Source organism: Pseudomonas oryzihabitans (assembly GCF_024652905.1).
GTDB classification, from domain to species: Bacteria; Pseudomonadota; Gammaproteobacteria; order Pseudomonadales; family Pseudomonadaceae; genus Chryseomonas; species Chryseomonas benzopyrenica.
In genome coordinates this window covers 2,921,798-2,942,547 of record NZ_CP102428.1, presented here as the reverse complement: position 1 = coordinate 2,942,547, position 20,750 = coordinate 2,921,798, and the positions used below count along the sequence as shown (strand labels likewise).

At 67.8% G+C, this 20,750-nt stretch carries 16 protein-coding genes; 11 read left to right on the top strand and 5 right to left on the bottom strand.

The window, feature by feature from the left end; translation table 11 throughout:
- The first annotated feature begins 23 nt into the window (after positions 1-23).
- The 8 genes from NRG74_RS13615 (at position 24) to NRG74_RS13580 (ending at position 9,618) form a co-directional block, all read left to right on the top strand.
- Positions 24-788, top strand: a complete 765-nt coding sequence (locus NRG74_RS13615; RefSeq protein WP_068382936.1) for a LuxR family transcriptional regulator — start codon at positions 24-26, stop codon at positions 786-788.
- An 89-nt stretch (positions 789-877) separates the two neighbouring features.
- Positions 878-1,348 carry a DUF1348 family protein gene (locus NRG74_RS13610; RefSeq protein WP_160924054.1) on the top strand — a complete coding sequence of 157 codons (471 nt, stop codon included), beginning with the start codon at positions 878-880 and terminating at the stop codon, positions 1,346-1,348.
- A 72-nt stretch (positions 1,349-1,420) separates the two neighbouring features.
- Positions 1,421-2,326 carry a LysR family transcriptional regulator gene (locus NRG74_RS13605; RefSeq protein ID WP_184292101.1) on the top strand — a complete coding sequence of 302 codons (906 nt, stop codon included), beginning with the start codon at positions 1,421-1,423 and terminating at the stop codon, positions 2,324-2,326.
- A gap of 108 nt (positions 2,327-2,434) precedes the next feature.
- Positions 2,435-3,625, top strand: a complete 1,191-nt coding sequence (locus NRG74_RS13600) for a CaiB/BaiF CoA transferase family protein (protein ID WP_257704468.1) — start codon at positions 2,435-2,437, stop codon at positions 3,623-3,625.
- A complete protein-coding gene (locus tag NRG74_RS13595; protein ID WP_184292105.1) occupies positions 3,622-4,548 on the top strand; it encodes a hydroxymethylglutaryl-CoA lyase in 927 nt (308 codons plus the stop codon). Before NRG74_RS13600 ends, NRG74_RS13595 begins: the two co-directional genes overlap by 4 nt.
- Positions 4,549-4,625: 77 nt before the next feature.
- On the top strand, positions 4,626-6,017 hold the full coding sequence (locus NRG74_RS13590; protein ID WP_184292107.1) for an MFS transporter: 1,392 nt from the start codon (positions 4,626-4,628) through the stop codon (positions 6,015-6,017).
- 214 nt (positions 6,018-6,231) lie between these two features.
- Complete coding sequence (locus NRG74_RS13585) at positions 6,232-7,923, top strand: molecular chaperone HscC (RefSeq protein WP_257704465.1); 1,692 nt, start codon at positions 6,232-6,234, stop codon at positions 7,921-7,923.
- 9 nt (positions 7,924-7,932) lie between these two features.
- Positions 7,933-9,618: a J domain-containing protein gene (locus NRG74_RS13580; RefSeq protein ID WP_257706633.1), complete on the top strand. Its 1,686-nt coding sequence runs from the start codon at positions 7,933-7,935 to the stop codon at positions 9,616-9,618.
- A gap of 93 nt (positions 9,619-9,711) precedes the next feature.
- On the opposite strand, the gene NRG74_RS13575 is transcribed toward NRG74_RS13580, so the two are convergent.
- Both NRG74_RS13575 and NRG74_RS13570 read right to left on the bottom strand, forming a co-directional pair.
- Positions 9,712-12,822: a multidrug efflux RND transporter permease subunit gene (locus NRG74_RS13575; protein ID WP_257704463.1), complete on the bottom strand. Its 3,111-nt coding sequence runs from the start codon at positions 12,820-12,822 to the stop codon at positions 9,712-9,714.
- On the bottom strand, positions 12,822-13,973 hold the full coding sequence (locus NRG74_RS13570) for an efflux RND transporter periplasmic adaptor subunit (RefSeq protein ID WP_257704461.1): 1,152 nt from the start codon (positions 13,971-13,973) through the stop codon (positions 12,822-12,824). The genes NRG74_RS13575 and NRG74_RS13570 overlap by 1 nt, the downstream gene beginning before the upstream one ends.
- 150 nt (positions 13,974-14,123) lie before the next feature.
- Between NRG74_RS13570 and NRG74_RS13565 the strand changes: the two genes are divergently transcribed.
- The 3 genes from NRG74_RS13565 to glsB all read left to right on the top strand — a co-directional run bounded on the left by NRG74_RS13565 (position 14,124) and on the right by glsB (position 17,127).
- Complete coding sequence (locus NRG74_RS13565; protein WP_437181151.1) at positions 14,124-14,819, top strand: response regulator; 696 nt, start codon at positions 14,124-14,126, stop codon at positions 14,817-14,819.
- The gene (locus tag NRG74_RS13560; protein ID WP_257704459.1) at positions 14,820-16,136 is read left to right on the top strand and encodes an ATP-binding protein; all 1,317 of its coding nucleotides are present in this window, start codon (positions 14,820-14,822) and stop codon (positions 16,134-16,136) included.
- A gap of 76 nt (positions 16,137-16,212) precedes the next feature.
- Complete coding sequence (gene glsB / locus NRG74_RS13555; RefSeq protein WP_437181191.1) at positions 16,213-17,127, top strand: glutaminase B; 915 nt, start codon at positions 16,213-16,215, stop codon at positions 17,125-17,127.
- Here the strand turns inward: glsB and NRG74_RS13550 are convergent.
- From NRG74_RS13550 to NRG74_RS13540, 3 genes are all read right to left on the bottom strand, one after another.
- Positions 17,124-18,008, bottom strand: coding sequence for a hypothetical protein (locus tag NRG74_RS13550; protein ID WP_257704455.1), 885 nt, complete (start codon positions 18,006-18,008; stop codon positions 17,124-17,126). The genes glsB and NRG74_RS13550 overlap by 4 nt on opposite strands.
- Before the next feature lie 86 nt (positions 18,009-18,094).
- Positions 18,095-19,534, bottom strand: a complete 1,440-nt coding sequence (gene cls, locus NRG74_RS13545) for a cardiolipin synthase (RefSeq protein WP_017639088.1) — start codon at positions 19,532-19,534, stop codon at positions 18,095-18,097.
- Positions 19,535-19,562: 28 nt separating this feature from the next.
- A complete protein-coding gene (locus tag NRG74_RS13540; RefSeq protein WP_257704453.1) occupies positions 19,563-20,693 on the bottom strand; it encodes a methyltransferase in 1,131 nt (376 codons plus the stop codon).
- Positions 20,694-20,750 lie beyond the last annotated feature (57 nt).

Genomic DNA, 20,750 nt, shown 5'->3' with positions numbered 1-20,750 from the left:
TGATCCAGGGGAGGAGCTCCAAGATGCATGCCGATCTGCTCACCATCAGCCGCCGCCTCGTCGGATTGCCCACGCTCGACGCCTGTCTGGATGCGGTGCAGGCCAGCGCTGATCGCCTCGGCTGCAAGGCGCTGATCTACGACTACGCCCCGGTGCCGCTGAGCCACGAGGGGGTGCTCATCACGCCCTCGGTGTTCAAGGTGCGCAACGCCCCGGCGGACATGCAGGCCTTCTGGTGCGAGCGCGGCTATTACCAGATCGATCCGGTGCAGCAGTGCGCCAGCCGGCGCGCGGCACCCTTCGTCTGGTCGTTTCGCAGCGAAACCCGTAGCGCCCTGCGCGAGTACCTGGGTGACAGTCATCGGCCGGTCACCTGCTATGTGCGGGACAGCGGCCTCGCCACCGGGGTGACGGTACCGCTGCACCTGCCCGGCGGGGCCTTCGCCACCCTGACCGGCATCCTCGACGCCGATGCCCCGGACGCCGAGGCCGCCGGCGAAGCCTGTCTAGGCGCCTTTCTGGTCCTCGCCCATGCCTTCCAGGCCCGCGCCGACGAATTGCTCGCGCCCGCCGAGCGGCGCTGCGGCCAGATCCGCCTGACACCGCGCGAGCGTGAATGCCTGCAGTATTCCGCCAAGGGGCTGACCGCCAAGCGCATCGCCGCGACCCTCAACCGCTCCACCGCCACGGTCAACCTGCACCTCAACTCCGCCGCCCGCAAACTGGGCGCGCGCAACCGGGTCGAGGCGGTGGTGCGGGGATTGCACTATCGCCTGGTAGAAGTCTGAGCGACTTGGCCAGATTCGTGGGCCGTTCGACCTTGTGACACTCCCGCTGCGGCCTGACACTGGGGCCTCATCTGCCAAGGAGAGTCCCCATGAGCGCTGCCCGTCCCCCCGTTCCTCCCTTTACCCTGGAGTCCGCCCAGCAAAAGGTCCGCGCCGCCGAAGACGGCTGGAACAGCCGCGATCCGGCCAAGGTGGCCCTGGCCTATACCGCCGACAGCCGCTGGCGTAATCGCTCGGATTTCCTCCAGGGCCGCGCCGCCATCGAGGCCTTTCTCACCCGCAAGTGGCAGCGCGAGCACGAGTACCGGCTGATCAAGGAGCTGTGGGCCCATGACGGCGCGCGCATCGCCGTGCGCTTCGCCTACGAATGGCGGGATGAAGACGGCCAGTGGTACCGCGCCTATGGCAACGAGAACTGGCACTTCGACGACCAGGGCCTGATGGCCGAACGTCACGCGAGCATCAACGACCTGCCGATCAGCGAGGCCGAACGGCTGTTTCACTGGCCCCAGGGGCGGCGGCCGGACGATCATCCGGGGTTGAGCGAGCTGGGGCTTTGACCTGAAGCGAGCGGCTATCCCGAGCGGACCCGGTCCTGTACAAGGACCTCTGGCCGCCAGGACCCCAACACGATGCACTACCGCAACCTGCTCCGCCGCCTTGACCTGGTCTCGCTGCAGTTGCTGCTGGCGGTGCACGAGGAGGGCACCCTGACCCGCGCCGCCGAGCGCGAGATGATCGCCCTGTCCGCCGCCAGCAAGCGCCTGCATGACCTGGAGCGCTCGCTCGACAGCGAACTCTTCGAGCGCAACGCCAAGGGTATGACCCTCACCCCGGTCGGCGAGACGCTGCTGCATTACGCCAAGCGCATCCTCGCCGACGTCGAGCGCATCAGCATCGATGTCGGCGAACACCTGCAGGGCGTACGTGGCTACGTGCGAATGATGGCCAATATCTCCGCCATCATCGAATTCCTCCCCGAAGACCTGCAGGCCTTCACCGTCGGCCATCCCCAGGTCAAGGTCAGCCTGGACGAACGACCCAGCGCCGGGGTGGTGAAGGGCGTGCTGGAAGGCGCAGCCGACCTGGGCATCTGCTCCTCGGACACCGATACGCGTGGCCTGCTGGCCGTGCCCTACCGACAGGACACCCTGGTGGTGGTGATGCGCCCGGATCATCGCCTGGCCGGACGCGCGCGGCTGGCCTTTGCCGAGACCCTGGACGACGACCACGTCGGCCTGCACGCTGATAGCTTCATCAACCTGCGCACCAAGGCGGCCGCGCGCAGTCACGGCAAGGCCCTACGCCTGCGCATCCATGTACCCGGCTTCGATGCCGTGTGCCGCATGGTGCAGGCGGGCTTCGGCCTGAGCGTGCTGCCGCTGCAGGCCTTCGAGCTCATCGGGCGACCGCTCGGACTGATCGCCGCGGCGCTGGATGACGGCTGGTCCCAGCGTAGCCTGGCGCTGGTGGTGCGCGACGTCGAGTCGCTGTCGCCGGTCAGCCGGCTGCTCTACGACCACCTGCTGGCGGTCTGATCCAGGCCTTCGCGTTTCGCGAAGGCCCCTTGCCGAAAGACGTTAACCACCGACTGCACTATTGTCCTAGCATCGGCCTCATTCCAATAACAATGAGGCTCGCCTGCCATGACAGCTCTTACCGGACTGCGTGTAATCGAGATCGGCACGCTCATCGCCGCTCCCTTCGCCGCGCGCCTGCTGGCGGAATTCGGCGCCGAGGTGATCAAGATCGAAGCCCTAGACAAGGGCGATCCCCTGCGCAAGTGGCGCAAGCTGCACGAAGGTACCTCGCTCTGGTGGTACCTGCAGTCGCGCAACAAGAAGTCCCTCGCCCTGAATCTACGATCCGCCGAAGGCGTGGCCCTGGTCAAGCAGCTGGTCGAGGGCGCCGACGTGCTCATCGAGAATTTGCGCCCGGGCGCCCTGGAAAAGCTCGGCCTCGGCTGGGACGTCCTGCACGCCCTCAATCCCAAGCTCACCCTGGTGCGCATCTCCGGCTACGGCCAGACCGGCCCCTATCGTGATCGACCCGGCTTCGGCGCCATCGGCGAGGCCATGGGCGGTATCCGCTACACCACCGGTACCCCGGGCGTGCCGCCGGCGCGGGTCGGGGTCAGCCTGGGCGATTCCCTGGCCTCCATGCACGCGGTGATCGGCGCGCTGATGTCGGTGCTGCGGGTCAAGACCGGCCAGGGCGACGGCCAGGTGGTCGATGTCTCCCTGGTCGAAAGCGTGTTCAACGTCATGGAAAGCCTGGTGCCCGAGTACTCCATGCTCGGCCATGTCCGCGAGCGCACCGGCGGTGCGTTGCCGGGCATCGCGCCGTCCAACACCTATCCCACCGGCGATGGCGGTTTTGTGGTGATCGCTGGCAACAGCGATCCGATCTATGTCCGGCTGATGCAGGCCATCGGCCGATCGGATCTGGCCGAGCGCCCCGACCTTGCGCAGAACGACGGGCGCGCCCGCCACTGCGAACTGATCGACGAGGCCATCTCCGCCTGGACCGGCAGTCGCGGCATCGACGAGGTACTGGAGATTCTCAAAGGCGCCGAGGTCCCGGCCGGCCGCATCTATTCGGCCGCCGACATCGTCGCCGATCCCCATTACCAGGCGCGGGAGATGCTGCTGGACACTACCCTGCCCGACGGCGCCACCCTGAAGATGCCGGGCATCGTGCCCAAGCTGTCGGCCACGCCGGGCCAGGTCAACTGGCAGGGTCCGACCCTAGGTCAGCACACCGATGGTCTGCTGGCCGAACTGGGGCTGAGCGAAGCGGACATCCAGCGACTCAGGAAGGGCGGGGTGGTGCAATGAGTACCGAACGCCTGATCGTGCAGGAAGTCGCGCCCCGCGATGGCTTGCAGATCGAGCCGAGCTGGGTGGAAACCGCCGACAAGATCGCCCTGATCGACAAGCTCTCGGCGCTGGGTTTCTCGCGGATCGAAGCCGGTTCCTTCGTCTCGCCCAAGGCGGTGCCCATGCTGCGCGATGGCGAGTCGGTGTTCCAAGGCATTGTCCGCCGGCCCGGGGTCACCTATGTCGCCCTGGTGCCCAATCTCAAGGGTGCCCAACGCGCCCTGGCAGCGGATGCCGATGAATTGAATCTGGTGCTCTCCGCCAGCCAGACCCACAACCAGGCCAACATGCGCATGAGTTGCGAGCAATCTCTCGCCAGCTTCGCCGAGGTGGTGCAGCTGGCCCAGGGGCAGGCGGTCTCGCTCAACGGCACGGTGGCTACCACCTTTGGTTGCCCGTTCGAAGGGCGCATCGACGAAGGCTGGGTGTTCGAACTGGTGCAGCGCTACCTGGCGCTGGGCATGACCGGCATCACCCTCGCCGACACCACCGGCATGGCCAATCCGCGACAGGTCGCGCGGATCGTCCGCCAGGTGCTGGAACTGATCCCGGCGTCCGCCCTGACCCTGCACTTCCACAACACCCGCGGCCTCGGCCTGTGCAACGTGCTGGCGGCCTATGAGGCCGGCGCGCGCCGCTTCGACGCCGCCCTCGGCGGACTCGGCGGCTGCCCCTTCGCGCCCGGTGCGTCCGGCAACATCTGCACCGAGGACCTGGTGAATCTCTGCGTGGAAACCGGGGTGGAGACTGGGATCGACCTAGAGCGGCTGATCGCGTTGTCGCGCACCCTGCCGGCGCTGCTCGGCCACGACACTCCCGGTCAGCTGGCCAAGGCCGGTCGCAACAGCGATCTGCATCCGCCGCCCGCGGCCACTGGCTGAGCCGCACCCGTTTTCATTCGTTCGCCCTGACTACAACAACAAAGGAGCGCCAGCCTGGCCGCTCCCGGGAGACCGCTATGTCCTCATCCGCAACCTCCGCCGCCCTAGCGGCCACCGAACAGGCCATCGTCCGCAAGGTCGCCTGGCGGCTCATGCCGCTGATCATGGTCTGCTACCTGTTCGCCTTCTTCGATCGCATCAACATCAGCTTCGCCAAGTTCCAGCTGCAGGCCGACCTGTCGCTGAGCAACACCGCCTATGGCCTGGGCGCGGGACTCTTCGTGGTGGGCTATGTGTTGTTCGAGGTACCCAGCAACATGATGCTGTACAAGGTCGGCGCCCGGCGCTGGATCGCCCGCATCATGATCTCCTGGGGCATCGCCACTGCGCTGATGATGTTCGTCACCGCCGAATGGCAGTTCTATGTGCTGCGCTTCCTCATCGGCGCCATGGAAGCCGGCTTCGCGCCGGGCATCCTCTACTATCTGACGCTGTGGTTTCCGCAGAGCTATCGCGGCCGCATCACCTCGACGCTGTTTCTGGCCTCGGCCTTCGCCGGGCTGATCGGCGCCCCGGTCTCGGGGGTGATCCTCGGGCAGATGGACGGTCTGCTCGGCATGCGCGGCTGGCACTGGCTGTTCCTGGTCGGTGGCATCCCCTGTGTGCTGCTGGGGGTGCTGGTGCTGCGCCTGCTGCACGACCGCATCAGTGATGCGCCCTGGCTCAACGCCGACGAGAAGACCTTCCTGGCCAGCCGCATCGCCCGCCATGAAAACAACGGCCATGGGTCGCTACTGGCGGCGATCCGGCTGCCGGGCTTCCTGCTGCTCGGGCTGATCTACTTCCTGATCCAGGTCGCCTCCTATGGCCTCAACTTCTGGGCGCCGCAGCTGATCCGCAGCGCCGGTACCGAAAGCCCGACCGTCATCGGCCTGCTCACCGCCGTGCCCTACGTCTTCGGCGCCATCACCATGGTGGTGGTAGGACGGCTGTCGGACGCCAGCGGCGAGCGGCGCAAGTTCGTCTGTGGCCTGGTGATCGCCGGCGCCCTGGGGTTCTTCAGCGCCGGACTCTTTGCCGACCACACCACCTTTCTGATCCTGTCCCTGGCCCTGATGGGCGCCGGCATCATCGCCGCTATCCCGGCCTTCTGGGCCCTGCCGCCGAAACTGCTGGCCGGGGCCGGCGCGGGTGCCGCGGGGGGGATCGCGCTGATCAACACCCTGGGGCAGTTCGGCGGCATCGTCAGTCCGGTGATGGTGGGCTACCTCAAGGACCTGACCGGCAGCACCACCCCGGCGCTCTACCTTATCGGCTGCACCAGCCTGCTGGCCGCCGGCCTGCTGTTCTGGGCCCTGCCGCAGAGCCTGCGGACCTCGGACAAGGTCGGCGCCCGCGCCGTTGAGCCGCCCGTCACAGGCCCTGAGCAGGTGCCGCTGCTCGGTGACAAGCGGTCCCTGAACCCATGACGTTGACGGGAGAGAGGGGCGGGCATAGTTGCACCGGCTCTCTTCCCCGCGTCTAGGCCAGGGAGCTCGCCCTGCGGGCCCACGGAGTGATGTCGACCGCTTGCCCTCTCGTCAGGCTAAACGATCGGCTGCGTGTTTACCCGCTCCTCCGATGCATTTTTAATGCGTCGCTTTGCAGGCGCCGGTGTGGGGCCGCGTAGCGCAAGGAGCGAACATGATCATCGGCATAGACCTGGGGACGACCAACAGCCTGGTCTCCGTCTGGAGCGGCGAGAACTCTCAGTTGATTCCGAACGCCCTCGGCAAGGTGTTGACGCCCAGTGTCGTAGGCCTGGACGACAGCGGTCAGCTGGTCGTCGGCGACATTGCCCGGGAGCGGTTGCAAACGCATCCACAGCTGACCACCGCCCTGTTCAAGCGCTACATGGGGAGCGCCCAGGAGACCCTGCTGGGCCACCGGCGTTACCGAGCCGAAGAGTTGTCGTCTTTCGTCTTGCGCAGCCTCAAGGAGGACGCCGAACGCTACCTGGGCGAGCCGGTGACCGAGGCGGTGATCAGCGTGCCGGCCTACTTCAGCGATGCCCAGCGCAAGGCCACCCGCATCGCTGGCGAACTGGCTGGACTCAAGGTCGAGAAACTCATCAACGAGCCCACCGCCGCCGCGCTCGCATACGGCTTGCATCACAAGCAGGAGGCTACCTTCCTGGTCTTCGACCTGGGCGGCGGTACCTTCGACGTGTCCGTGCTTGAGTTGTTCGAAGGGGTGATGGAGGTTCGCTCCAGCGCCGGCGACAACTTCCTTGGTGGCGAGGACTTCGATGACGCGCTGGTCTCGCATTTCCTCGCCTCCTCTGCCGCCCAGGGCCTGCCGGATGCCAGTGGCGGTGCCCTAGCGCAGCGCCTGCGGCGTGAGGCCCAGCAGGTACGGCATCAACTCGGCCAGCAGCCGAAAGCCCTCTTCACCGTGCGCGACCAAGAGCGTGAATGGCTGCTGGAGATCACCCAGGAAGAGGTTGCCAACCTTTATCAGCCACTCCTGGAGCGGATGCGCGCGCCGATCGAGCGCGCCCTGCGCGATGCCCGGATCAGGGCGGCCGACCTGGATGAGGTCCTGCTGGTCGGAGGCACCACGCGTATGCCTCTGGTACGGCGCCTGGTGGCGGGGCTGTTCGGACGGATACCGGCGATGCAGCTCAATCCGGATGAGGTCGTGGCCCAGGGCGCGGCCATCCAGGCGGCGCTCAAGGCCCGACACGCCTCCCTGGAGGAGGTGGTGCTGACCGATGTCTGCCCCTACACCCTGGGTATCGAAACGACCAGGGGTGACGCCTTGCGGCGCGAGTATGGTATCTACCTACCCATCATCGAACGCAACTGCGTGGTTCCCGTCAGCCGGGTCGAGACGGTCTATCCCGTCGAAGATGACCAGACGGTGGTGAAGGTGCGCATCTTCCAGGGCGAGAGCCGCCTCGTGAAGCACAACATCTTCCTGGGGGAGCTCGATGTGCCTGTGCCGCCACGCCCCGGTGGCGGGGTCGCCGTCGAGGTGCGCTTCACCTATGACATCAATGGCCTGCTCGAGGCGGAGGCATACGTACCCCTCGCGCAGCAGAGGTACACCCTGGTGATCGAAAACAATCCCGGGGTGTTGAGCCAGGCGGAGATCGCGCAACGCCTGGAAGCCCTCGGCACGCTCAAGGTGCATCCCCGTGATCAGCAGGTGAACAGCCTGCTCGTGGCCAGACTGGAGCGGCTGTACCAGGAATGCCTCGGCGACCTGCGTGCCTACGTCGGCGACCTGGCCCAGGACTTTCAGCGGGTGCTGGAGCGTCAGGACGAGCGTGCCATCCGCGAAGCCCGTACTCGGTTGGTCGAGCGCCTGGACCAACTCGAGCGGCGGCTTTGAGGTCTGGCCATGTCCCTTGACCTATTGGAACTGACCCAGTCTACCTCGGAGCGAGAACTCAAGCGGGCCTACGCCCGCCTCCTGAAGGTCCATCGCCCGGACGAAGATCCCGCGGCCTTCCAGCGGCTGCGCCAGGCCTATGAGCGCACCTTAATGGAGCTCCAACAAGTGGTCGACCTTGACGAGGAGGAGAGCACGCGCGCGCCCGCTTCGGCCCTGACCGAGCTGCCACCCACCGCGCGTTCAGCGCCGGCGACTTCGCAAGGCATGCTGGTCGCTCCCGCTGCGCCGGCTGTGGCCACAGCGCCGTCCGACCTCCCGGTGCCTGTCGTACCCGTCGACCCCGCGGCGCCGGCTACGCCCATCGCCCCCATTCTGCGCCTGGCGGACGGTGGGACGGTCGAAGAGCCCCACCGTGTCGAGGATTTGCTCGAGGGGGATCTCGACCAGGGCTGGGAGGAGGCTCGCCGGAGTGGACTGGAGCACGCCTTTCAGCGCGGTCTTCTGCGACTCTGCCTGGCGGACACCAGCCTCGATAGACTCGACTGGGCCCAGGCCCATCTCGGCTGGTTGACGCCCGGACAATCGGATTACCTGGGCCCGGCCGAAGCGGCCTGTCTGGCCAGCAAGCTCGCCACCCGGGTGCTGGAGCAGGTACGGCAGGCGCTGGGGCAGGGCCGGGAGATAGAGGCCTATCGCCTGCTGCGCGCTGCCCTGGCCGACGCCTGGTTGCAGCCGCTGGATCGACGCAGCCAGTTCCAGACGTGGGTGTTCGAATTGCTCGAGCGCAACGGCCACTGGACGCCGGCCTTGTTCGAGCGGCTGTGTGAACTGAATGGCTGGAGCGAGGAGCGTGGCCATCTGCCCTGCAGCCCCGAGCGGTGGGCGGCGATCGTGCACCGCTGCCACGCGTTCGCGCTGGAGGCTTCGCTGCGCGACCAGCTCGCGGCCCCGGCGAAGACACCCGTCCAGCGCGCGACCTGGTTCCTCTTCGCTGATCTCAGCGACGGTAAGCGGCGCCGCTGGGCGGATGAGTTCACCACCGAGGACTGGCAGGCCTGCGCGGACCTGGCCTACCACGTGGCCGATCATCCGCAGCTTTCAGTGGCGCTGGAGCGCCCCTACCTGGCGAACTGGCGCGCCTGGCAACCGCGCGGCTACTGGAAATGGGGTTACTTCCATGTATGGGCGATACTGTCTCTGGCGCTTTGTATCAGGCTGGCTGCCGATCCGCGCGATATTCTGGAAGAAAGCCTGGGTATTGTGTTGCTCGGCCCCTTGCTCCTCGTGCCTCTGCTGCTGATTCCCGCCCGCTGGCTGCTGTATTTGTGGAGCGACCTGGCGCGGGTCCTGACAGCCGCTGACGTTGCGGTGAGCGCCTGGCTGCTGCCCAGGTCCTTGTCGCGCAACGGTAGCGGCGTGCTGTTACTGCGCCACGTCGTCCCAAGCCTGGTTCCTGCTGGGTTGGTGTATCTCTGGGCTCGGGCGTTACCTCCGCTGGGAATTACCCTTGCGCTCATAACCGTGCTGGGAGCGGTGCATTTCGCCGACGTCGTCACTCGGGGCGATTCCCCGGCCAGCTGGGTCGAGCATGGTCTTTATCGTCTGCTGCAGCATCGGCGCCGGTTGAAGCTTGCGCTGGCGGTATTCGCTGGTCTGGTCGTTCTGGTCTTGCTCAGGCTGATATTCGGCTAGGGGACGTTCCTGCGATGCCTCGTCGATTTCCAGAACGACCTTCGGGCGGCAAACTGGCCTGGGTCCAGCCGCCCGACGCTACGTCAGCCGAGGCTAGCGGTCCGGTGCACGCCGGCCCCGCCCCAGGCGTGCCACCACCCGCAGCACCAGCACGAAGAACACCGGCACGAAGACCAGCGCCAGGGTGGCGCTGAGCATGCCGCCGATCACCCCGGTGCCCACCGCCTGCTGGCTGGCCGAGCTGGCGCCGGTGGCCAGGGCCAGCGGTACCACGCCGAGAATGAAGGCCAGCGAGGTCATGACGATGGGCCGCAGGCGTAGCCGGGCGGCACGGCAGGTGGCCTGGTACAGGTCCATGCCGCCGTCGTGCAGGCTCTTGGCGAATTCGATGAGCAGGATGGCGTTTTTCGCCGTCAGCCCGATCACCGTGATCAGGCCGACCTTGAAGAAGACATCATTGGGCATGCCCCTCAAAGTCACCGCCAGCACCGCGCCGAGCACCCCCAGGGGCACCACCAGCAGCACCGCGGTGGGAATCGACCAGCTCTCGTAGAGCGCTGCCAGGCAAAGGAACACCACCAGCAGCGACAGCCCCAGTAGCACCGGCGCCTGGCCGGCGGAGAGGCGTTCCTGCAACGACAGCGCCGTCCACTCCAGGGCGAAGCCCCGCGGCAGCTCCGCGGCCAGGCGTTCCAGTTCGGCCATGGCCTCGCCGGTGGTGTGACCGGGCAGCGGCTCGCCGGACAGGCTGATGGCCGGATAGCCGTTGTAGCGCGACAGTTGCGCCGGGCCCTGGGTCCAGTCGGCGCTGACAAAGGCGGACAGCGGCACCATGCGCCCGCGCTCATTGCGCACCTCCAGGCGCAGCAGGTCGTCCACCTGGCTGCGGCTGCCCAGCTCGGCCTGCACGATCACCTGCTGCATCCGTCCGCGATTGGGAAAGTCATTGACGTAGCTGGAGCCCAGGGCGGTGCCCAGGGTCTCGCCGAGGGCGGCGAAACCCACTCCCAGGGCGGCGGCCTGGCGGCGATCCACCACCAGTTGCACCTGGGCGCTGTCGGCCAGGGCCGTTTCCCGCACGTAGGCGATGATCGGATTGCCGGCGAGCTTCTCCTGCAGTTGATCCCGCGCAGCCTTGAGCGCGGCCTGGCCGCGATTGGACCGGTCCTGCAGGCGCACCTCGAAACCGCTGGAGGTGCCCAGGCCTTCCACCGGCGGTGGCAGCACGGCAAAGCCCTGGGCCTCGCTCTCGCCGGCCAGGGCGGCATTGGCGCGCTCGGCGATGGCCGCGGCGGAATCGGCCGGGCCGCGGGCGGACCAGTCCTTGAGGGTGGTAAAGGCCAGGGCAGCGTTCTGGCCGCTGCCGGAAAAGCTGAAGCCGAGCAGGACGAGGTCGTTGGCCACGCCCAGCTCCTCGGCGTAATGGCGCTCCAGGCGCTCGATCACCTTGAGGGTGCGCTCCTGGGTGGCCCCGGGCGGCAGCTGGATGTCGGTGATCAGATAGCCCTGATCCTCGGTGGGCAGGAAGGCGCCGGGCAGACGGCCATAGAGCACCACCAGCCCCACCAGCAGGGCGGCGAACAGCACGAGGTTCGGCAGCAGTCGGCGGATGGCACGGGCCACCCAGCTTTCGAAGCTGCCGGTCAGCCGCTCGAAGCCCCGATTGAAGGCGCCGAAGAAGCCGCTGCGGGCATGGGCACCCTGGGCAATCGGCTTGAGCAGGGTGGCGCACAGCGCCGGGGTCAGGCTCAGGGCGAGAAAGGCGGAGAAAAGGATGGCCACCGCCATGGACGCCGAGAATTGGCGATAGATGACGCCGACCGAGCCGCTCATGAAGGCCATGGGCACGAAGACCGCGGTCAGCACCAGGGTGATGCCGACGATGGCGCCGGAGATCTCGCCCATGGCCTTGCGGGTGGCCGCGCGGGGATCGAGGCCCTCCGTGGCCATGAGTCGCTCGACGTTCTCCACCACCACGATGGCGTCGTCCACCAGGATGCCGATGGCCAGCACCATGCCGAACAGGGTCAGCACATTGATCGAATAGCCCAGCGCCAGGAGCACGGCGCAGGTGCCCAGCAACGCCACCGGCACCACCAGGGTCGGGATCAGGGTGTAGCGCAGGTTCTGCAGGAACAGGTACATCACCGCGAACACCAGCGCCATGGCCTCCAGCAGGGTATGGATGACCTGGGTGATGGAGATCTCGACGAAGGGCGCCGTGTCGTAGGGAATGTCGTATTTCATCCCGGGTGGAAAATACTGGGACAGCTCGGCCAGCTTGGCGCGCACGGCCTGGGCGGTGGCCAGGGCGTTGGCGGTGGGTGCCAGCTGCACCCCCACCGCCACCGAAGGCTTGCCGTCCAGCCGCGTGCCGAAGTTGTAGCTTTGGCTGCCCACTTCGATCCGGGCCACGTCGCCCAGGGTCACGCTGGAACCGTCGGCTCCGGCGCGCAGCAGGATGCCGGCGAACTCCGCGGGGTCGCTGAGCTGGCCCTTGATCAGCACCGGCGCGGTCAGTTCCTGGCCAGCGGGGGCCGGTAGCTCGCCAATACTGCCGGCCGCCACCTGGACGTTCTGCTCGGCGATGGCCCGGGTCACGTCCGCCGGGGTCAGGCCGACCGCCACCAGGCGACTGGGATCGAGCCAGACGCGCAGGGCGTGCTCGGCACCGAACAGCTGGGCCTTGCCCACGCCGTCCAGGCGGCGCAGTTCGTTGACCACGTTGCGCGCCAGGTAGTCGCTCAGGGCGGTGGTGTCGAGGCGCTCGTCGGTGGCGGAGAGGGTGACGAACATGAGGTAGCCGGCCGAGGTCTCCTCGATCTGGATGCCCTGCTGGGTGACCGCCCGCGGCAGGCGCGGCTCCACCACCTTGAGGCGATTCTGGATGTCCACCTTGGCCAGTTCCGGATCGGTACCGGGTTGGAAGGTCACGGTCAGGGTGGCGCTGCCCTGGCTGCTGCTGGAGGAGAAATAGAGCAGGTGATTGACGCCATTGAGTTCCTGTTCGACGAGGCTGACCACGCTCTCGTCCAGGGTCTGCGGCGAGGCGCCCGGATAGGTCAGGTACAGCTCGATCTGTGGCGGCGCCACATTGGGGTACTGGGCCACCGGCAACTGCGGGATGGCCAGCAGCCCGGCGAGCAGGATGAACAGCGCTACCACCCAGGCGAACACCGGGCGGTCGATGAAGAAGTTGGCCATCAGCGCACCTCCGCCGTGGCGGCCTGGGCTTCCTGGGGTTCCACCACCAGGCCCGGCTGCGCCTGTTGCAGACCGGAGAGCAGTACGCGCTCACCAGCGGCGAGGCCGGACTCCACCACCCAGCGACCTTCGACCACCGGGCCCAGGCGCACCTCGCGCAGGGCGACCTGGTTTTCGGCATCCACCACCCAGACCTGAGCCCCACCATCGACGCTGCGCTGCACCGCCTGCTGGGCGACGCTCAAACCCTGATCGAGGCGCGCCTGCTCCAGGCGTACCCGCACGAAGCTGCCCGGCAAGAGGTCGCGCCGTGGATTGGGAAACTGGCTGCGCAAGGTGATCTGCCCGGTGTTGGCGTCCACCGTGAGATCGGCGAACAGCAGGCGGCCGCTCTCGGGGTAGGGGCTGCCATCCTCCTGCAGCAGCGTCACCCGTGCCTGATCCGGCGCCACCTGCTGTAGCCGGCCGTCCCGCAGGGCATCGCGCAGCGCCTTGAGCTGGCGGGTCGACTGGGTGACGTCGGCATGGATGGGGTCCAGCTGCTGGATGATCGCCAGGGGCGTGGCATCGCCCTGGCCGACCAGCGCGCCCTCGGTGACCAGCGCCTTGCCGATGCGCCCGGCGATGGGCGCGGTGACCGTGGCATAGCCCAGATTCAGCCGCGCCCGCTTGAGCGCCGCCTGGGCCGCCGCCACCTCGGCCTCCGCCTGCAGGCTGGCGCCACGCGCGTTGTCCTGCTCCTGGCGACTGATCGCCTCGCTCTCGACCAGTGCCGCATAACGCTCGGCCAGACGCCGCGCCTGGAAGGCGCTGGCCTCGGCCTTGCGCAGGGCCGCGGCGGCACTGTCCACCTCGGCTTGCAGCGGCGCCGGATCGATACGGAACAGCACCTCGCCGGCCTTGACCTCGCTGCCCTCGCGAAACACCCGCTGCAGCACGATGCCGGCGACCCGTGCCCGTACTTCCGCGGTCCGTGGCGCCACCAGGCGGCCACTCAATTCACTGGCGATGGCCAGGGGCTTGGGGTGCAGGGTCTCCACCTGCACCCTGGGCGCGGTCGGGGCGGCGGCTTCCGGGGCCGGACGGTCGCAGGCGGCGAGCAGCAGACAGAGCAGCACGAGGCTGCCGAGGGCAGGGCGGATCGGGAACATCGGGGCTTCCTCCAGAAGAGCGTCATGGTAGGCGCCTCGCGCAGGCCACCCTGTAAACGTCTGTAGGTCTCTTGTGAAAGAGTGTTAAGGCCTGCGCCCGCCGGTGCTGCGCTCGGCTATGCTCGGGCTTTGCCGCCATGAAGAGCTGCCGTGATCCCCTTGCTCATCGTCGAAGACGACGCCGCCCTGGCTGACCTCATCGCTACCTACCTGGGTCGTCAGGGCTATGCCGTGACCGTGATCGGCCGTGGCGACGAGGCCCTGGCCGCGGTGCAGCGACTGTGCCCGCAGCTGGTGGTGCTCGATGTCATGCTGCCGGGGCTGGATGGCCTGCAGGTCTGCCGCCAGCTGCGCGCCGCCCAGCCGGGCCTGCCGATCTTGATGCTCACCGCCTTGGACGACAGCCACGACCAGGTGCTGGGGCTGGAGATCGGTGCTGACGACTACGTCAGCAAGCCTTGCGAGCCGCGGGTGCTGCTGGCGCGCATCCGCACCCTGCTGCGCCGCTGCCAGCTGGGCGAGGTGGCCACCGATGATCGCCTGGTTATCGGCCAGCTGCGGTTGCTGCCGGGCGAGCGCCAGGTCTGGTGGCGCGACCAGCTGGTGGAGCTGTCGTCCACTGAATTCAACCTGCTGGCAGTCCTCATGCGCCATGCCGGCGAGGTGCTCAGCCGCGACCAGCTGATCCAGCAACTGCGCGGCATCGAATTCAACGGCGTCGACCGCTCGGTGGACGTGGCCATCTCCAAGCTGCGCCGTCGTTTCGAGGAGCATCCTGGCGAAGCGCGACGGATCAAGACCGTCTGGGGCAAGGGTTATCTGCTGTCTCGCGCCGAGTGGGAATAGATGCTCAAGATCCTCGTCCGCCTCTACCTCATCCTGCTGGTGACCTACGGCGCCGCCAGCTACCTGGTACCCGAGGCGCTGCTCAAGGTGTTCGACGAGCGTTACAGCCGCTATACCCTGGAGCAGTTGCACGGTCCGCTCAGCCTGGTTCAGCGCGCCTTCACCACCACGCCGCCGGAGCGCTGGCCGGCGCTGCAGGACGAACTGGCCGCGGAGCTGGCGCCCATCAGCCTGCGCCTGGTCCCGCGCGACGATCAGGCCCTCAGTCTGGAGGAGCGCGCAGACCTCGCTGCCGGCCAGCGACGGGTACGCCTGGGTGACTATGGCGAACCCAGTGCGGCCCTGGTGCCGCTGCCGGCAGATCAGGTGCTGTGGATCGGCATCCCCGAGGCGCCCACCGACATCGCCTTGACCTACTGGGCGATGAACGCCCTGATCGGCGCGGCCCTGCTGATCTGTCTCTATGTCTGGCTACGTCCGCACTGGCGCGACCTGGAACGGCTGCGGCGCACCGCGGCACGACTGGGCAAGGGCCATCTGGGCGAGCGTACGGCCATCTCGCCGCGCTCGGATGTCGGCGAGCTGGCGCGGGCCTTCGATGACATGGCTCAGGAGCTGGAGGCGCTGATCGTCCAGCAGCGCGACCTGCTCAACGCCGTCTCCCACGAATTGCGCACGCCCTTGTCGCGTCTGGAATTCGGCCTGGCGCTGCTGCAGGCCGATCCGCTGCCGACCGAGACCCAGCGGCAGCTGGAGCAACTGGTGCGCCACGTCCGCGAACTGGATGCCCTGGTCGACGAACTGCTGTCCTTCGCCCGGCTGCAGAGCAGTCAGCAGCCGCCCGAACGCCTGGGCCTGGATCTCCAAGCCTTTCTCGACAGCGTGCTGGCCGACTTCGCCGAGGAGCAGGAGCGTCGCGGCGTCGAGGTGCACCTGGACATGGCGCAGGCGCCCATGCGGGTCGAGCTGGCCCCGCGGCTCACGGCCCGCGCCCTGCAGAATCTCGTCGGCAATGCGCTGCGCTATTGCCAGCGTGAGGTCTGGGTAACGGTCCGCCGTGACGGCGAGGCGTTGCTGATCGCGGTGGAAGACGATGGCGAAGGCATCCCCGAGGCCGAGCGCGAGCGGGTCTTCGAGCCCTTCTACCGCCTGGATCGCAGCCGTGACCGTGCCACCGGCGGTTTCGGCCTGGGCCTGGCCATCAGCCGTCGCGCGGTGGAAAACCAGGCTGGCCGCCTGGACCTGAGCGCCGGTACACGAGGCGGTGCGCGGTTCGAGATCCGCCTGCCGCTGCAGGCGCCCGCGGGGCTCGCCTGAGGCCGCCAGGGCCCCTACACTTGGCGCCCCCGCCCGCCTTGGATTCGCCATGCCAGAGCTTTTCGATCGCCATCAGCTGCAGCCGTTGCTCGACCGTATCGCTACCGCCGCGCCGCGCCATTTCGGCGAAGGCGAGGTGGCCGACTACATCCCGGCCCTGGCCGAGGTGGCGCCGGATCAGTTCGGCATCGCCGTCTGTGACATCAACGGCAAGGTCTGGCGTGCGGGTGCGGCCGATACGGCGTTTTCCATCCAGTCGATTTCCAAGGTGCTCAACCTGGTGATCGCCATGCAGCGCCTGGACGAGCCGGACATCTGGACCCGCGTCGGCCGCGAGCCGTCCGGCCATGCCTTCAATTCCATGGCCCAGCTGGAAGAAGAGAAGGGCGTGCCGCGCAATCCCTTCATCAATGCCGGCGCCGTGCTGGTCTGCGAACTGCTGGTGTCACGCATCATGTCCATCCACTGGATGATGCGTGAGCAGGCGCGGCGCCTGGCCGGCAATCCAGCCATCAATTTCGACGACCGGGTAGCCCGTTCGGAGATGGACCATAAGGCGCGCAACGCCGCCCTGGCCTATCTGATGAAGGCCTACGGCAATCTCCACAGCGAGGTGAACGACGTCCTCGACGTCTATTTCCATGGCTGCGCCCTGGCCATGAGCTGCAGCGACGTGGCCAGGGCCTTTGCCTTCCTGGCCAACGGTGGGGTTAATCCCCAGGATGGTCAGGCGGTGGTAACCCCCCAGCAGACGCGTCAGCTCAATGCCTTGCTGCTGACCTGCGGCCTCTATGATGCCGCGGGCGACTTCGCCTGGCGCGTCGGCCTGCCGGGCAAGAGCGGGGTCGGGGGCGGCATCGTCGCCATCGTCCCGGGGCAGATGAGCATCTGTGTCTGGTCGCCGCGGCTGGACAGCTATGGCAACTCGGTGGCCGGCCTGCGCGCCCTCGAAACTCTGGTCGAGGGCCTTGGGGTGGCGCCGTTGGGCTAGTAGGCCATGGACAGGCTGAGGGTCACCTGGGGCACCACGCCGTCGGTCTCGCCCTCCGGACCGCCCAACTCGCGCAGGGCACCGTCGCGGTAGAGCGCCAGGGCCTCGGCCCGAGCGCTCCAGCGGGTGTCGCCCCAGCGGAACGGTTGCTCCAGCGCCAGGCCGGTGCGGGCATAGAGGCGGTCTCCGGAATCCGGTCCGTAGAAGCCGTTCCAGCCCACCCCTAGGGCACTGGGGAAACTCAGGCGCAGACCGCCTGGGGTGAGATCTAACCCCGGCTCCAGGCTGCCCTGGGTATAGAGACCGCTGTCGCCCTGGGTGCGGGTGGTCACCGCCAGCCCCGGGCGCCAGGCGCCCAGGCCCGTATCGGCCTGATAGGCCAGGGTCAGGCTGGCCTCTTGCGTGGTGGCGGCGACGTCGTTGGGGCTGCTCTTGACCGTGTAGACGAAGCCGACCCTCAGACCCTCGGCTGGTGACACCACCAGGCCCAACAGGTTGTTGCTCTCGTACCAGCGCCGCGGGCTGACCCGTTCCTCGCTGGAAGGGCTGTGCAGGCCATTGCTGCTGCTGAACACCAGCCAGGCATCGGCGCTGCCGTCGACCCCCTGATGCAGATCCAGGGCGAAACCCGCCTGGACGTGCAGTGGGATGCGATCGAGGCTGGCCGCATCGTCATCGTAGTTGCCACGGGAAAAGTCACCGTTGCGCACGTCCACGCCCAGTTGCGGATGGAACCGCCCGGACGTTTCGCTGACCTCCACGCTACCCAGGGCGGCGTCTTCGCTCTCGATGGACGGCACGCTGCGTGGCGCGGCGGTGGCCTCCAGGGCCAGACCGCCCGCCAGCAGGCAGACGCAACGCAGCGGCGAAAAGGATGGCATGGTGGGCGACTCCGGGGGCGCGGGGCGCTCCGGGTGAGGCGCCATGGGGCATCGGACCGGGCCGTCGCAGAGCGGGTTCCGGGGTTCTAGAGCACCGGCGAAAACACCCGCGCCACGCGCATGGCCACCCGCCGCCAGCGGCGCAGGGCGGCGTTGTCCTCGGGGGTGAGTTCGCGGGAGCGACTGAAGTCCTGCTCCAGCATCTTGCGCACCTCCCAGGCGAAGGGGACGTCCATCACCATCACCATGACCTCGAAGTTGAGGCGGAAGGAGCGGTTGTCCAGGTTGGCGCTGCCCACCGCGGCCACGTCCTCGTCGATCAGCACCACCTTCTGGTGCAGGAAGCCCGGACCGTAGCGGAACACCCGCACCCCGGCGTGCACCGCCTCGAAGGCATAGAGGTAGGAGGCGGCATAGACCACCTTGTGGTCCGGTCGCGAGGGCAGGAGGATGCGCACGTCGACCCCGCGCAGGGCGGCCAGGCGCAGGGCCGCCGAGACGGCTTCGTCGGGAATGAAATAGGGCGTGGTGATCCAGACCCGGTGGCGCGCCGAATGGATAGCCTCGACGAAGAACAGCGAGCAGGTCTCCTGGTCGTCCGCCGGGCCGCTGGGCACCACCTGACAGAGCACCCCGCCGTCCTCGTAGCGTTCCGGCAGCAGCAGGGTGGGCAGCCGCCGGGTCACCCAGTACCAGTCCTGGGCGAAGGTCTCCTGCAGGGTGGCCAGGGCCGGGCCGCGCAGTTCCAGATGGGTATCGCGCCAGGGCGCCAGGGGCGGCTTGAGGCCCATGTATTCGTCGCCGACGTTGAGCCCGCCGGTGAAGCCCACCTCGCCATCCACGATCACGATCTTGCGGTGGTTGCGGAAGTTGACCTGGAATCGGTTGATCAGTCCGCGGCGGTTGCTGAAGCCCTTCACCTCGCACCCGGCCTCGCGCAGCTTTTCCACATAGGCGCGCGGCAGGGCATGGCTGCCGATGGCGTCGTACAGCAGAAAGACCTGGACTCCGGCGCGGGCGCGGTCGAGCAGGGTGTTCTGCAAGGCCAGACCGAGGGCGTCGTCGTGGATGATGAAGAACTGCACCAGCACCACCTTCTGCGCCCCGCGGATGGCCGTGAGGATGGCGGCGAAGGTTTCCTCGCCGTTGATCAGCAGCCGCACCTGGTTGTTGGCGACGCAGGGGGTGCCGGTGAGGGCGGTCATGGCCTTGAGCTTGCGGTTGGCCGCGCTGCACTGCTGGGCGGCCATGGCCTCGGCGATCCAGGGCCGCCAGTCCAGCTCGGCGGCCTGGCGCGCCATCTCCTCGTCGGCCTGGCGCCGTGCCTTCACATAGCTGTCGAAGCGGCGCCGGCCGAATACCAGATAGGGAATCAGGCTGAGCAAGGGCATGAACACCAGCGCCATGGCCCAGGCCATGGCGCCCTGGGCGGTACGCACCGTAACGATGGCGTGGATCGCTGCGCTGATGCCGATCAGTTCGAGCACCAGGGCGATGTAGTGGAGATCGAGGGGCAGGGATGGCACGCGGGCGGCTCTCTTCTCCGGATTTATGTCAGAGGGGTTGGACCGCCTTGAGTATCACGAATTTCGGCGTGGCCGCGATCTGTTCGACGCGCTTGAACAGTCGCTTGAGCTTGACGTGGTAACCCAGGTGGCGATTGCCCACCAGCCAGAGTTCGCCCTGTTCGCTCAAGGCCGCACGGGCCTGCTGGAACATGCGCCAGGCGAGGAAATCGCCCACCACCTGTTGCTGGTGGAACGGCGGATTGCAGAGGATCAGCTCCAGCGACCGCGGCGGCTGCTCGGCCAGGCCGTCGGCGGCGCGGATCGCCACCGGTCGATCGCCGAAGGCCGCGGTCCAGTTCTCTTGCGCCGACTGCACCGCCATGTAGGACTCGTCCACCAGGGTGAAGTGCGCCTCCGGATTGGCCAGGGCACAGGCCAGGGCCAGCACGCCGTTGCCGCAACCGAGATCGGCTACCCGGGCCTGGCCCAGACCCTGGGGCAGGTGCGGCAGGAAGGCGCGGGTACCGATGTCCAGACCCTCGCGGCAGAAGACATTGGCATGGTTGACCAGGGTCAGCGGCGGTGCATCCAGGCGATAACGACTTGGGTAGGGCGAGGCTACCGCCGGCCGCGACGCGGGCGTGGCAGATAGCAGTCGGGCTTTCTTCACCGCCAGCGAGGCCTGTACCGGGCCGATGTGCCGCTCCAGCAGGTCGCCAGCGGCGCGGGGCAGATGCTTGAGCATGCCGCCGGCGATCACCTGAGCGTCCGGCGCCAACTGGCCGTGCAGGCTGATCAGCTGTTCTTCCAGCAGGGCCAGGGTCTTGGGCACCCGTATCAGCACCAGATCGAAGGGCCCATCCGTCGCCTCGCTGGCCGGGACGAAGGTGACCGCATCGGCGGCGAGGCCATTGCGTGCCAGATTCGCCGCCAGGGCCAGGGCCGCCAGGTGCGAATCGCCACTGGAGGTCACCTGGGCATGGCCGGCCAGGCTCACGGCCAGGGCGCCAAAGGCGTCGTTGAGCACCAGCACCCGGGTGGCGGGAGCCAGGCCGCCCTCGGCGACCTGCTGCAGGAGGTACTCGTCGGCGGCGTCGAAGGCCTGCAGGGGATCGTCGCGACGCGGTGGCTGACGGTCGAGTTCGAGGGTGGCGAAGGGCGAGACGAGAGAAGGCATGGTTTCTGTCGGTGTTTATCGGCGGCCCAGTGCGGGACAATGGCTCTAAGCAATCGG

Bases quoted from the DNA above. Each gene is read 5' to 3' on its own strand.
- NRG74_RS13615 (WP_068382936.1), top strand. From the start codon at position 24: ATGCATGCCGATCTGCTCACCATCAGCCGCCGCCTCGTCGGATTGCCC.
- NRG74_RS13610 (WP_160924054.1), top strand. From the start codon at position 878: ATGAGCGCTGCCCGTCCCCCCGTTCCTCCCTTTACCCTGGAGTCCGCC.
- NRG74_RS13605 (WP_184292101.1), top strand. From the start codon at position 1,421: ATGCACTACCGCAACCTGCTCCGCCGCCTTGACCTGGTCTCGCTGCAG.
- NRG74_RS13600 (WP_257704468.1), top strand. From the start codon at position 2,435: ATGACAGCTCTTACCGGACTGCGTGTAATCGAGATCGGCACGCTCATC.
- NRG74_RS13595 (WP_184292105.1), top strand. From the start codon at position 3,622: ATGAGTACCGAACGCCTGATCGTGCAGGAAGTCGCGCCCCGCGATGGC.
- NRG74_RS13590 (WP_184292107.1), top strand. From the start codon at position 4,626: ATGTCCTCATCCGCAACCTCCGCCGCCCTAGCGGCCACCGAACAGGCC.
- NRG74_RS13585 (WP_257704465.1), top strand. From the start codon at position 6,232: ATGATCATCGGCATAGACCTGGGGACGACCAACAGCCTGGTCTCCGTC.
- NRG74_RS13580 (WP_257706633.1), top strand. From the start codon at position 7,933: ATGTCCCTTGACCTATTGGAACTGACCCAGTCTACCTCGGAGCGAGAA.
- NRG74_RS13575 (WP_257704463.1), bottom strand. From the start codon at position 12,822: ATGGCCAACTTCTTCATCGACCGCCCGGTGTTCGCCTGGGTGGTAGCG.
- NRG74_RS13570 (WP_257704461.1), bottom strand. From the start codon at position 13,973: ATGTTCCCGATCCGCCCTGCCCTCGGCAGCCTCGTGCTGCTCTGTCTG.
- NRG74_RS13560 (WP_257704459.1), top strand. From the start codon at position 14,820: ATGCTCAAGATCCTCGTCCGCCTCTACCTCATCCTGCTGGTGACCTAC.
- NRG74_RS13550 (WP_257704455.1), bottom strand. From the start codon at position 18,008: ATGCCATCCTTTTCGCCGCTGCGTTGCGTCTGCCTGCTGGCGGGCGGT.
- NRG74_RS13540 (WP_257704453.1), bottom strand. From the start codon at position 20,693: ATGCCTTCTCTCGTCTCGCCCTTCGCCACCCTCGAACTCGACCGTCAG.